We start from the raw sequence: 13,371 nt of genomic DNA, 5'->3' as shown, positions 1-13,371 counted from the left end.
TAATTCTGTCATAGAAAAAGAAATTATCTTAATGCTAGCTATGTACTATTATTTAATGGGAATATAGCATAATGGTATATTTTAACAAATATGTAGTCATGTACATGATTGTTCCTATAATGATACAATATGAAAAACAAAAAGTATTGATAAGATAGGAGAAATTTATGAAATTAAATAACAAAATCATGTTGATCACTTATGCAGATAGTTTAGGAAATGATTTGAATGAATTGAAATCTGTTGTAGATAAATATTATGCAAAAGCTGTTGGAGGAATTCATATTCTTCCGTTTTTTCCGTCCTCAGCAGATCGAGGATTTGCTCCGATGCAATATGATCAGGTAGATGTACGTTTTGGAAGTTTTGAGAATATTAAGGAATTAAGTAAGAATTATTATCTAATGTTTGATTTTATGGTAAATCATATTTCAAGAAGTTCAACATATTTTAATGATTTTAAAGAAAAAAAGGAAGAATCAGAATATAAAGATTTTTTTATTCGTTACAAAGATTTTTGGGAAAATGGGGAGCCAACACAAGAACAGGTAGATAAAATTTATAAGAGAAAACCGAGAGCACCATATATAGAAGTAGAATTTGGAGATGGGACAAAAGAAAAGATATGGTGTACTTTTGATGCGGAACAAGTGGATTTAAATGTACAAAGTCCTGTTGTAAAAGAGTTTATTAAAAATACACTGATCAATATGTGTAAAAAAGGAGCTTCGATCATTCGTTTGGATGCCTTTGCTTATGCAGTAAAAAAAGCCGACACTAGCTGCTTTTTTGTAGAGCCGGATATATGGAATCTTTTACATGAGATTGAAGATATATTAGAAGAATATCAGGTAGTTATTCTTCCTGAAATCCATGAACACTATAGCATTCAGATGAAAATTGCGAAACAAGGCTTTTGGATTTATGATTTTGCACTTCCTGTATTAGTTTTGAATGCATTATATAATGGAGAAGGAAAATACTTAAAACACTGGCTAGAAATGTCTCCTAAAAAGCAATTTACTACGTTAGACACACATGATGGAATCGGAATCGTTGATGTAAAAGACTTACTTCCGGATGAAGAAGTAGAAAAAACAAAAGAACAGATGTTTGTAAAAGGAGCAAATGTAAAAAAAATCTACAATACAGAAGCCTATAATAATTTAGATATCTATCAAGTAAATACAACCTATTATTCAGCACTTGGAAATAATGATGCAGCATATCTGCTTGCGAGAGCTATTCAATTTTTTGCACCAGGAATACCACAGGTATATTATGTAGGAATGATGGCAGGGGAAAATGATATTGAACTTATGGAAAAGACAAAAAATGGTAGAGATATCAATCGACATTACTTTTCAATGGAGGAGATAGAAGAACAACAAAAACGAAAAGTTGTTAAGGAATTAAAACGATTGATGGAATTAAGAAATACGGAATCTGCATTTGCTCTGGAAGGAGAAATTGAAGTGAAAATTCCAAGAGAGCATTCACTGGAAATTACAAGAAGTTATGGGAATGAATCTATTACATTAAAAGCAGATTTGCAAACATTTGATTTTTGTATTGTTAAAGAGGAAAATGTAATTTATCAAAATGATTTGCTGGGAGATTAAGCAATGGCATTGGAAGAATATGAAAAGGCAAGAAAGTTAGGGTTAAAAGAATATCGAGGGGATTCTGTCAAAGGCAGATATCCCTATGTTCAGGTGTTAGATGAGATATTATCATTTACAGATATTGTAGCAGAGCAAGATATAGGTTTGCTGTATATCCCGATCGACCTGATCATTGGGACAAAGACAAAAGGAAGAACGAATGCTTTTTCAAGGAGCTTTTATCCACTGCTGGACGAAAAATCAGAATTCGCTATAAAGTGGGATGCTTTGTATCAAAGTCATTTACAAGAAGGAATTCGTGAACCAGTTATCGCTTATGAGTTTATGCATCAGTTTTATATTCAAGAAGGAAATAAGAGAGTCAGTGTATTAAAGTATGAAGGAGCAGACAGTGTTTTAGCCAATGTCATAAGACTCATTCCTCAAAAAGATCATACAGAAGAAAATCAGATTTATTATGAGTTTTTGGATTTTTACAGATTATCCCAAAATTATAATATCTATTTTCAAAAATCACAAAGATTTTCAGAATTAGCGAATTATTTTTTGAATATATTTGAAGTTCCATGGAGTGAAAAAAATCAGAAAGATTTTCAGTCATCCTATTATAATATGGTTATGGCTATGAAGAAAATGAAAAAATATCCAGGAACAATAGGAGATGTAATATTATCATATATTAAAATCTTTGGGGCCAAAGCATGGTTGGAAGAAGATAAAATGCAAATGCAGAAAAATATGTTAAAAGCATGGGATTATATGGTTTTGTTTGGAAAAAAGAATGATACAAAATTGTTGGAAATGCCTGAAAAATCTGAAGCAAAAATGGGATTACTATTTCAGAAAAAGCATCTTAAAATAGCTTTTATTAATGTAAAGTCAGCAAAAACAAGTATATGGACATATAGCCATATGGAAGGGAAAAAACAACTGGAGAAGAAATTTGGGGATAAAATTTCAGTGATAACATATGATGATATAAAAAATGAGGAACAAGCAATTCATGCTATAAAAAATGCAATTGAAAGAGGATGTCAGGTGATTTTTACAACAACACCTGTTCTTTTAAATGCAAGTCTGAAAATGTCAGTAGAATATCCTAAAATTAAGATTCTTAATTGTTCTTTAAATATATGGTGCGGACACATGAGAACCTATTATGGAAAGTTTTATGAGACAAGATTTCTTCTAGGTTTACTTGCAGGAATTTTAACAGATACAGATCAAATAGGTTACATAGCAGATTATCCGATATATGGAATGATTTCAAATATTAATGCTTTTGCGTTGGGAGTAAGGATGACAAATCCTAGAGCAAAGATACATTTAGTGTGGTCTACAGTAAAGAATGACACAAAGAGAATATTGGATGATCAGAATATAACTTATATTTTGGGACAGGATTTAACAACACCGGATCAGCAATGCAGCGAATTTGGATTATTTTCTAAAAAAGGAGATGAAATTCAACATATTGCAATACCGATATGGAATTGGAATGTTTTTTATGAAAAGGTTATAAAAAGTATTTTTGATAAAAGCTGGGATCGTAATAATTTTTTGAAAGAAGGGAAAGCAATCAGTTATTGGTGGGGATTATCTGCAGGGGCAGTTTCAATTGCTTATACTAGTTGCTTAGATGAAGAAACAAAACGATTCATAGAATTTGTAAAACAATCAATTGCGGATGGAAGGTTTCGGATTTATGAAGATATGTGTGCGACAGATATAATTGAGATGGATTTCCTTTATGAAAATATTATAGGAGAAATTCCGTCGATTGATAATTTGGAAGAATCAGCAAAAAAAATTGTAGAGTTGCAAGGAACAAAAACAGCCAAAAAAGGATTGTAAGATGAAAATATTAGTAATAGCCGATGTAGAATCCAAATCTTTATGGGATTATTTTCATCCAAAAAAGTTAGAAGGAATTGAATTGATCATTTCTTGTGGAGATTTAAATCCGAAATATTTATCATTTCTGGCTACTTTTTTTCATGGGGATGTGCTATATGTTCATGGAAATCATGATGAAATTTATGAGAGTGATCCACCGCTTGGATGTGTTTGTGTAGAAGATCGAATTGTTGTATATAAAGGGATCAGAATTATGGGTCTGGGAGGATCGATTGATTATAATGGAGGAAAATTTCAATATACGCAAAAAGAAATGAATCGTAGATGTCGAAAATTATGGTTTGCCTTAAAAAAGCATAGTGGAATTGATATTTTAGTGACACATGCACCAGCCTTTAAGATGAATGATGGAATAGATTATCCACATCAGGGATTTCAGGCATTTCAAAAAATCATAGATTACTGGCATCCAAGATTCTTTGTTCATGGACATATTCATTTGAATTATGGACACGATATGAACAGAGTATCACAATATAAAAGTACGGTCATTGTAAATGCATATGATCATTATGTGATTGAATGGTGAAAAATAAGTAAGAAATCTAAAAAAAGCTGTCCTATGTGGCAGCTTTTTTAGATTATTCATCATCTTTTTTGATAATATGGTTTTGTTTTCGATATTCACTTGGAGATATATCATATGTATTTTTAAAAGCCCGTGAGAAATGTAGCTGATTTGGATAGCCAACATTTTCACAGATATCTTTGATAGGAAGGTCTGTTGTTTTTAATTGATCAGCGGCTTTTCCCATGCGATAAGAAATTAAAAATTGTTGTGGACTTTTCCCGATGTTATCATGAAATATCTTTCCAAAGTAACTTCGATTAAGATTACAAAATTGTGCCATATTTTCAACAGTAATATTGCGCATATAATTTTGTTCAATAAATGAAATCGCCTCTTTTATATAAAAATCGCTTAATTTTCCAGATTGAACATCATGTTTGGAACTGGAAGACTGAATCAACTGATTTAGTATCAGATACATATAACCAATTAAATGAAGGGGAGGTTCATTCGAGTGATGAGCTATATATAAAATTAGATCACGAAGTTTGTGAGCTGATTCTATAGAATTAGGGTGATAAATAGGTTTTTTGAAAGTAACCCCAGATTGATCAAGAAATTCTTTTACTTTCATACCATCAAATTCAACCCAAGTATATTCCCATGGATCATTTTCATCGGCGAAGTAGTGGTTGATCGTATTCGGACAAATCAGAAATCCCATATCTTTTTCTAATTTATATTCTCGTAGTTGGTTTTGGTAAGTAGAAAGAAGAGTTCCTTTTCCTGAAATTATATAATGAAAGAGATAATGATTCCTGACAAATGGTCCAAAGGAATGTAAGGGGGAACATTGTTCATAACCAAATTGGTATATATTAAGATCAATAAATCGTTCATTCGGGAACATGGAAAAAGTATTTTGGCTCATAAAGACTCCTTTCATAAATAAATATAAGGTTTTTTTTTATTATATATCAAAATGCTAGATGAATTCAACAAAAAAAGGAATAGATAGTATTTTGCTATATAACATCTTAAGTTAATCCATTCCTTATTTTTGTGTATAATGCTATAATAAAACCAGTTTCTCGAGGAATAGTTGTACAAAGATTATAAAAAGGAGGATAAACATTTGAAAAAACAATGGATAAGAATTATCTCATTTATTATGATGATATGCATGATTAGTATGGTATCGATAGGATGTGGTCGTTCGAATCAAGATTCAGGCAAAAAGGTAACTATTAATATATTAAATTATAAAAGGGAAACCGTAGACATCTTGCAGAAGATGATTGATAAATTTGAAAAAGAAAATCCTAATATTCACATTCAGATGGATTCGCCAAGTGATGCAATGACAATTTTGAAAACTCGTTTGGTAAAAGAAAATCCACCAGATATAGCGATTTTAGGTGGTGAACGTTCTTATGCTGATTTTGTAGATGCAGATACGATAGTAGACATAAGCGATTATAAAGGACTTGATAAAGTAAAAGATGTCTATAAAGATATGGCAAAGCAATTGGAACTGAGTAAGAAAAAAGGAACATATTGTGTACCATATGCAGCAAATGCTGCGGGTGTTCTTTATAATAGAGATATGTTCAAAAAATATGGATGGAAGATTCCTGAAACATGGGATGAATTTATCTCCCTTTGTAAACAAATTAAATCAGATGGAGAGACACCTTTTTATTTTATGTTAAAAGATTCCTGGACAGGAATTACTCCATGGAATGCATTAGCAGCAAACCTTACTTCAACAACAATTTATGATGAGGTTAATCAAGGAAAAGATTCTTTCTCAAACCATTATGGAGAGCCGGCTAAAAAATTGAAAGAACTTTTAAAATATGGGCAGAAGGATCCATTTGCATATTCTTATAATGATGGAACGACCGCTTTTAGTAAAGGTGATTCTGCAATGCTTCTTACTGGAAACTTTGCAATTCCTCAGATTCGAAGTACAAATTCGGATATAAATCTTGGTGCGTTTACATTACCAGTACTAAATGATGCATCAAAAACAAAACTGGTATCAGGAATTGATGTCATGTTTAGCGTTATGAAGGCAGATCATAAAAAAGAATGTTTAAAATTTATTGACTTTATGTTACAAGATGAAAATGTTGCAACCTATATGAAACAATCTAGTTCTGTTTCCTGCATCAAAGGAAAATTCCCTGTTCCAGTTGATTTAAAAGAAATGGAAAAATATTTTAATAATAATAGGGTCGTTGACTTTCCAGATCATCATTATCCAGCAGATCTTCCAGCAGGTGATATGATCCAAGGATACTTAATGAACAATGATATGCAAACATTTTTAAATAAGTTTGATACAGAATGGAAGAAGAGTAATCGAAATTTAATTCGAAAACTTCAGAAATAAAAAGGAGGATGTTATGAAGAAAGTTAAACTTGGAAAAACCTATAAATTATTTGTACTTCCCATATTAATCTGTTTCTTTGCATTTAACACTTTCCCGTTAATTAATGCAGTTGTGTACAGTTTGACAGATTCCAGAGGTTTTGGAGATTTCAACTGGGTAGGGTTTCAGAATTATTTCGATATGTTTAAGGATAGCAGAATTTTGAATTCATATTTATTTACATTTAAGTTTGCAATAACAGCAACAATCATAGTAAATGTGATCAGTATCTGCCTTGCAGTTTTGTTAAATTCAAAAATTAAAGGAAAAAGTTTTTTCAGAGGTCTGTATTTTTTACCAAATATTCTTGGAGGATTAGTTGTAGGTTATGTATTTAATTTCTTTTTTACATTTATTCTTCCAAGCTTTGGAAAATTGATCGGAAATGAATTTTTAAGTACCAGTCTTTTAAGTAATGAAAGTACTGCGTGGTTTGCAATCATTATATGTACAGCATGGCAGGCAATTGCCTTCAATACGATCATTTACATTTCTGGTTTACAGACAATTCCTGGGGATGTATATGAAGCAGCAGCCATTGATGGAGCTGGTCCATGGCAAAAATTCTGGCATATTTCATTTCCTTTGATAGCACCATTTTTTACGATTAATATGGTATTATGTATGAAAAACTTTTTAATGGCTTTTGATCAGATTGTAGCAATGACTGGAGGAGGACCAAATAGTTCTACAGAATCCATATCATATCTTATTTATAAGACAGGACTTAGCGGAAGTCAGTTTGGATATCAGTGTGCAAACTCAGTAATCTACTTCATAGTAATTGTATTAATTTCTGTATTTCAGATGAAGTTTTTAAATAAGAGGGAGGTACAGTTATAATGGCAACGATTAAGAAAAAAATAAAAAATAAAGGAAATATAGCAGTTTGGGGAAGGACCTTATTGCTGATTCTGTTGGCATTGACAATAGTTTTTCCTTTATATATGACAGTGATAATTGCATTTAAACAGCCTACAGAGATGACAAATGATGTTTCTGGAGCATTGGCGCTTCCACGACATTTCAGTTTTCAAAATTTTATTCAGGCGATTCAGACAACAGATTTCTTTCATACAATAGGTAATTCTTTGTTTATCACAATCGTGACATTGATCGTTGTTGTTATCTTTCATTCTATGGCAGCATATGCGATTGGACGAAAAATGAATAAACATAAGAGCTTTAATTTCCTTTATTTATACTTTATCAGTGGAATGTTTGTTCCATTTTCAATGTTGATGCTTCCGCTTGTAAAAGAGACAAGTATTATTGGAATTGATAATAAACTTGGATTGATCATACTGTATACGGTATTTTTCTTCCCAATGAATTTATTGTTATATACAGGGTATTTAAAGAATATACCATTAGCGTTGGAAGAAGCGGCTTATGTAGATGGTGCAACGACTTGGACAACATTTTGGAAAGTGATCTTTCCATTATTAAAACCGATGCATGCCACAGTTATTGTTTTAACGGCACTGAGTGTATGGAATGATGTTATGACGCCACTGGTTATTCTAAGTGGTGGAAGTGGTAAGGATACAACATTACCTTTAGCACAGCTTTTATTCCAGACTCAGTTTGGAACTAATTATAACTTGGCATTTGCATCCTATTTATTAGCATTAGTACCTATTTTGATTTTATATTTATTTGCACAGAAACAGATTATTAACGGTGTAGTAAATGGTTCAGTAAAATAAATGTAAAATGAAAAGTTTTAGAATTGACACCATAGAAAGGAAGAAGGATGAGTATTCACTTTAAAAAAGATAATAAGATCATACAAATAGATACAGCAAATTCGATGTATCAAATGCAGATTGATAAATATGATAGATTGATTCATTTATATTATGGAAAAAATATAGGAGATGATGATTTAAGCTATCTGGTCCAAAAATATGATAGAGGATTTTCTCCAAATCCTAATGAGGTTGGAAATGACAGAACATATTCGCTTGATGTACTTCCACAAGAATATACAGGGGCAGATAATGGGGATTATAGAATTTGCTGCTTGGAAGTTTGTAATAAAAATGGGAACAGACAAGTTGATCTGAAATACAAATCTCACAAGATATACAATGGAAAATATTCATTAGACGGATTGCCGGCATTGTTTGATTATAAAGGGGATGCACAGACATTAGAAATTTTAATGCAGGATGATGTCATAGGACTTGAAGTAAGATTATTATACGGAGTGTTTGAAAAAGAAGATGTCATAACAAGGTCTGTGATCGTAAAAAATCATAATAAAGAAAAAGTGCAAATTGAGAAAATTCTTTCTGCCAATCTTGATTTTTCATATGGAGATTTTGATATTATCAATTTTACAGGACGACATACTATGGAACGACAGATGCAAAGATCAAAAGTAACACAGGGAATTTACCAAATAGGAAGTATTCGAGGAACTTCTAGTCATCAGCAGAATTCATTTGGAATTCTTTGCGAGAGAAATGCATCAGAAACATATGGAGATTGTTATGGACTCTCATTTTTATATAGTGGAAACTTTGTAATAGAAGTTGAACAAGATCAATTTTTTCAAACAAGAATGGCAATGGGAATTCATCCGCATGATTTTAGTTTTATCTTAGAATCAGAACAAGAATTTATTGCACCAGAAGTAGTTATGAGCTATAGTAGTTGCGGTTTTGAAAAATTATCACATAATTATCATAAAATTTTTAGAGAGAATCTTTGTAGGAGTAATTATATCAACAAAAGACCACCAATTCTTGTGAATAATTGGGAGGCTACCTATTTTGATTTTACAGGGGAAAAATTGATAGAAATTGCAAAGCAGGCAAAAGATCTTGGGATTGAAATGCTTGTTATGGATGATGGTTGGTTTGGAAAGCGTGATGATGATAACAGTGGACTTGGTGATTGGTTTGTAAATGAAGAAAAATTAGGATGCAGTTTGTCAGAGTTTGTAAATCAGATTAATGAGATCGGTTTGAAATTTGGACTATGGTTTGAACTAGAGATGGTAAGCGAAGACAGTTGCCTGTATCGAGAACATCCAGAGTGGTGTCTTACAGTTCCAGGGAGAAAACCATTTAGAGGAAGAAATCAGTTGTTACTTGATATGGGAAGAAAAGATGTGCAAGAATACATTAAAAAATGCTTTTTTGATATAATGGATCAAGCCAATATTGAATATGTCAAGTTAGATATGAATCGAAGCATTGGAAATGTATATGCAAATGATCTTCCAGCACAACGTCAAGGGGAAGTACTTCATCGATATGTATTAGGTTTATATAATGTGTTAAATGCTATCGTAGAACGATATCCAGATCTTTTGATTGAGTCTTGTTCTGGAGGTGGAGGAAGATTTGATGCTGGAATGTTGTATTATGCCCCACAGGCATGGTGTAGCGATAATACAGATGCTATTGATCGAATAAAAATTCAATATGGAAGTTCCTTTGGCTATCCAATCAGTTCTGTTGGCTCTCATGTGTCAGTGTGTCCAAATGAACAGACCGGAAGGACGGTTCCGATTGAAACAAGAGGTGCTGTAGCTATGGCAGGTACTTTTGGTTATGAGCTGGATTTAACACAGATGAATGATGAAGACAAAGAAGCAGTAAAGATACAGATTGAACAGTATAAAAAATATGCTGATATAATTCGTCAGGGACAATATTACAGGATTACAAATCCAATGGAAAATACTGAATTTGCTGCATGGGAATTTGTATCAGAAGAAAAAGAGCAAGCATTGATGTTTTATACGGCATTAAATAGTAACAGCAATGGAAGAGTTCATTTATTAAAATTTAAAGGATTGGATCCAGAAAAAATCTATGTGATAGAAGGAAATACGAGAAAATATTATGGGAAAACTCTTATGTATGCAGGAATACCAGTTCCAATGAGAGTGAAAGAATACGAAACAATGACATTTTATGTAAAAGAAGCTTTGTTTTAAAGTGAAAGGAGATTTATATGGCAAATTTATCATTATCTCATGTTAATAAAGTATATGACAATGGGTTTGAAGCAGTAAAAGATTTTAATTTAGAAATAGAAGATAAAGAATTTATTATTTTTGTAGGTCCATCTGGATGTGGAAAATCAACAACATTACGTATGATAGCAGGATTGGAAGATATTAGTAGTGGAGAATTAAAAATTGATGGAAAAGTAATGAATGATGTAGAACCGAAAGACAGAGATATTGCGATGGTATTTCAGAATTATGCATTGTATCCACATATGACTGTATTTGATAATATGGCTTTTGGGTTAAAATTAAGAAAATTACCGAAAGAAGAAATTAAAGAAAAGGTTGTTCATGCAGCAAAAATTTTAGATTTGGAACATTTACTGGATAGAAAACCAAGTGCATTATCAGGTGGACAGCGACAGAGAGTTGCAATGGGACGTGCTATTGTAAGAAACCCAAAAGTATTTTTAATGGATGAACCATTGTCAAATCTGGATGCAAAATTAAGAGTACAGATGCGTCAAGAAATTTCAAAACTTCACAGACAGCTAGGAACTACTATTATTTATGTAACTCATGATCAGACAGAAGCTATGACATTGGGAACAAGAATCGTAGTTATGAAAGATGGAGTCGTACAGCAAATTGATACTCCATACAATTTATATAACAAACCTAAAAACATGTTTGTTGCAGGATTTATTGGGTCACCACAGATGAATTTATTAGATGCAACATGTAAAGTTAAAGATGATGAGGCATACTTAGAAGTTGGAAATAATAAAATCAACCTTCCAAAAGAGAAATCAGAAAAGCTGATTAAAGAAAATTATGCTGACAAAAAGATTGTTATGGGAATTCGTCCTGAAGATATTTATGATAGAGAATCTTTAGAGAGTGATGTTGATAAGGTAATGCTACATGCGAAAGTATCAGACATGGAAATGCTTGGAGCAGAAACATTCTTATATTTTGATATCAATGGAAATTCAATAACAGCACGAGTTGATCCCAAAACAACAATTAAAACAGGTGATACAGCAGAAATTGCATTAGACATACATAAAATACACCTTTTTGATAAAGAAACATCAAAAACGATCATTAATTAAGTAGGATCAGATGATCTGAAAGTAAAATTTTAAATAAATATAAACAACTCATTTTTTGAATAATTATATTTGTACTTTTTCAAAAAATCAAAATATAATAAAAACCAAACGAGTAGCAAACTAGCGTAAATCCAGTTTTGCTGCTCGTTTTTTTGTTGCTAAAAAGAGACTAATAAATACGATTAATTCTGTCACAGGGAAAGAAATCCAGATTCCATTTATTTTAAAAATATAATTGAAGATCCACATAAAAGGAATCAGCAAAATTCCTTGACGCAAAAGCTGGATCATCATACTTGGAAGAACCTGATCGGTTGCCTGTTCGTAGGTGGCGATCATTGTGGAGAGTCCGCTGAACACAAAACTTAACGACATAATACGCATTGCAGGGATACCCAAAGAACACATTTCCTTTGATGCAGAGAAAAGAGAGAGGATTGCATTTGGAAAGCATAGCAGCAATAAAGTTCCAGTAAGCATCATGATCGTTGCGATTAGTACTCCAGTCTTATAAGTCTTGCGCAGGCGATCTTCTTTTTTCGCTCTGTAATTGAAACGCATGATCGGGAGGCATCCTTGTATCAATCCATTGACAGTCATAACAATGAGTTGCTGTACTTTAAAATATGCCCCGAAAAAGGCAACAGCGGTATCCGAATAATGGACCAAAAACATATTTGCAAAATTTACCATAAAAGAACCCAAAGCATTCATAATAAATGAGGGCAGACCATAGGAAAAGATCATTTTAAGCATTTTAAGATCAAAATGATATCCTTTTCGTATTGGTTTTACTTTTTGTTTTGTGAAAAATAGTTGGATGATGGCAATGATCATTGACAAAGTATACCCTAAAACTGTTGCAAGCGCTGCACCAGCAATCCCCATTTCAGGAAATGGTCCAATACCGAAAATCAGCAGTGGGTCAAAAATAAAATTAAATAATACACCTGCAATTTGAAACCACATTGGTGTGAGCATGTTGCCAGTTGCCTGAAGAATTTTTTGGATTGCGATATGTACCATATTGGGAATCTGCATAAAGGCACACACCTTCATATAGGATAATCCATATTCATAAATCGTAATATTTTTAGTAAATGCAGCATAATAAGGTTTCATGAAAAAAAGAACGATAATATTGACTGTCGCACCAATCAAAAAAGATAACATGAGACCAAGAGTCGTTGCAAAATCAGCTTCTTTCTGCCGTTTCTGGCCTAGATATCCAGCAATCAGAACATTCAGACCAACTCCGATCCAGATGGATAAGGCGTTCATCAGTGTGGAGATTGGAAATGAAAGGGAAACCGCTGCCAGTGCCGATTCATTGATTTTAGCGACAAACATACTGTCCACGAGATTGTATGAATATTGTAAAAACATAGAAATAAGAGGCGGGGCAGACATTTGTAATAGTAGTTTGTTGACTGGCATATATGCCATTTTATTTTCTTGTGCCATCTTCGTTATATCCTCCCTCGATTCTAATCTATATTGACATGATTTCTTCTTTAAATTATGATTATAGCGTGAAAATAGACATATTTCAGTCTGTTGTGGTCAAGCTTTTTTGTAACACTTTGACCTAATTTTTATTGCTACAGGATTTATACCCCGTAGCGTGCCTCAAAAGGCGTTTGATAATTGTTGTAAGAATGCGGTCGTTCGTGATGGTAATGAACGTACGCAAATTCTTCAATGGATGTATATAATTCTTTCTCAGAATGATAGGAATGATGATGAACCAGTTCATTCTTGAGAGTATTGTAATAACGTTCCATAGGAGCATTAT

Annotated in this window: 10 protein-coding genes and 1 pseudogene; 8 read left to right on the top strand and 3 right to left on the bottom strand. The window is 32.4% G+C overall.

The window, feature by feature from the left end:
* Positions 1-167: 167 nt before the first annotated feature.
* From gtfA to KQI71_RS09480, 3 genes are read left to right on the top strand one after another with little or no spacing between them, the layout of a single operon-like run.
* Positions 168-1,622, top strand: a complete 1,455-nt coding sequence (gtfA, locus tag KQI71_RS09490) for a sucrose phosphorylase (RefSeq protein ID WP_216435713.1) — start codon at positions 168-170, stop codon at positions 1,620-1,622.
* A gap of 3 nt (positions 1,623-1,625) precedes the next feature.
* Positions 1,626-3,479 carry a BMP family ABC transporter substrate-binding protein gene (locus tag KQI71_RS09485; RefSeq protein ID WP_216435712.1) on the top strand — a complete coding sequence of 618 codons (1,854 nt, stop codon included), beginning with the start codon at positions 1,626-1,628 and terminating at the stop codon, positions 3,477-3,479.
* A 1-nt stretch (position 3,480) separates the two neighbouring features.
* A complete protein-coding gene (locus KQI71_RS09480) occupies positions 3,481-4,071 on the top strand; it encodes a metallophosphoesterase family protein (RefSeq protein ID WP_118352345.1) in 591 nt (196 codons plus the stop codon).
* A gap of 52 nt (positions 4,072-4,123) precedes the next feature.
* Here the strand turns inward: KQI71_RS09480 and KQI71_RS09475 are convergent, their stop codons facing one another.
* Positions 4,124-4,984, bottom strand: a complete 861-nt coding sequence (locus KQI71_RS09475; protein WP_216435711.1) for an AraC family transcriptional regulator — start codon at positions 4,982-4,984, stop codon at positions 4,124-4,126.
* Between the two features lie 204 nt (positions 4,985-5,188).
* Between KQI71_RS09475 and KQI71_RS09470 the strand changes: the two genes are divergently transcribed.
* From KQI71_RS09470 to KQI71_RS09450, 5 genes are read left to right on the top strand one after another with little or no spacing between them, the layout of a single operon-like run.
* On the top strand, positions 5,189-6,451 hold the full coding sequence (locus KQI71_RS09470) for an ABC transporter substrate-binding protein (RefSeq protein ID WP_216435710.1): 1,263 nt from the start codon (positions 5,189-5,191) through the stop codon (positions 6,449-6,451).
* Between the two features lie 13 nt (positions 6,452-6,464).
* Complete coding sequence (locus KQI71_RS09465) at positions 6,465-7,334, top strand: carbohydrate ABC transporter permease (RefSeq protein WP_216435708.1); 870 nt, start codon at positions 6,465-6,467, stop codon at positions 7,332-7,334.
* Entirely contained in the window at positions 7,334-8,200 is an 867-nt protein-coding gene (locus tag KQI71_RS09460) for a carbohydrate ABC transporter permease (protein ID WP_216435706.1), read from the top strand. The genes KQI71_RS09465 and KQI71_RS09460 overlap by 1 nt, the downstream gene beginning before the upstream one ends.
* A gap of 47 nt (positions 8,201-8,247) precedes the next feature.
* Positions 8,248-10,446 (top strand): alpha-galactosidase, encoded by a 2,199-nt coding sequence (locus KQI71_RS09455; RefSeq protein WP_216435705.1) that lies wholly within the window; start codon positions 8,248-8,250, stop codon positions 10,444-10,446.
* A 17-nt stretch (positions 10,447-10,463) separates the two neighbouring features.
* Positions 10,464-11,576: an ABC transporter ATP-binding protein gene (locus tag KQI71_RS09450; protein ID WP_216435703.1), complete on the top strand. Its 1,113-nt coding sequence runs from the start codon at positions 10,464-10,466 to the stop codon at positions 11,574-11,576.
* A gap of 120 nt (positions 11,577-11,696) precedes the next feature.
* On the opposite strand, the gene KQI71_RS09445 is transcribed toward KQI71_RS09450, so the two are convergent.
* Together KQI71_RS09445 and KQI71_RS09440 are read right to left on the bottom strand one after the other, a co-directional pair.
* A complete protein-coding gene (locus KQI71_RS09445) occupies positions 11,697-13,040 on the bottom strand; it encodes an MATE family efflux transporter (protein ID WP_216435701.1) in 1,344 nt (447 codons plus the stop codon).
* A gap of 146 nt (positions 13,041-13,186) precedes the next feature.
* A pseudogene (locus tag KQI71_RS09440) lies at positions 13,187-13,371 on the bottom strand (integrase core domain-containing protein); the annotation flags it as partial.

It is taken from the genome of Anaerostipes sp. MSJ-23 (assembly GCF_018918155.1).
GTDB lineage: Bacteria > Bacillota > Clostridia > Lachnospirales > Lachnospiraceae > Anaerostipes.
This window is presented reverse-complemented; position numbering and strand designations above follow the sequence as displayed.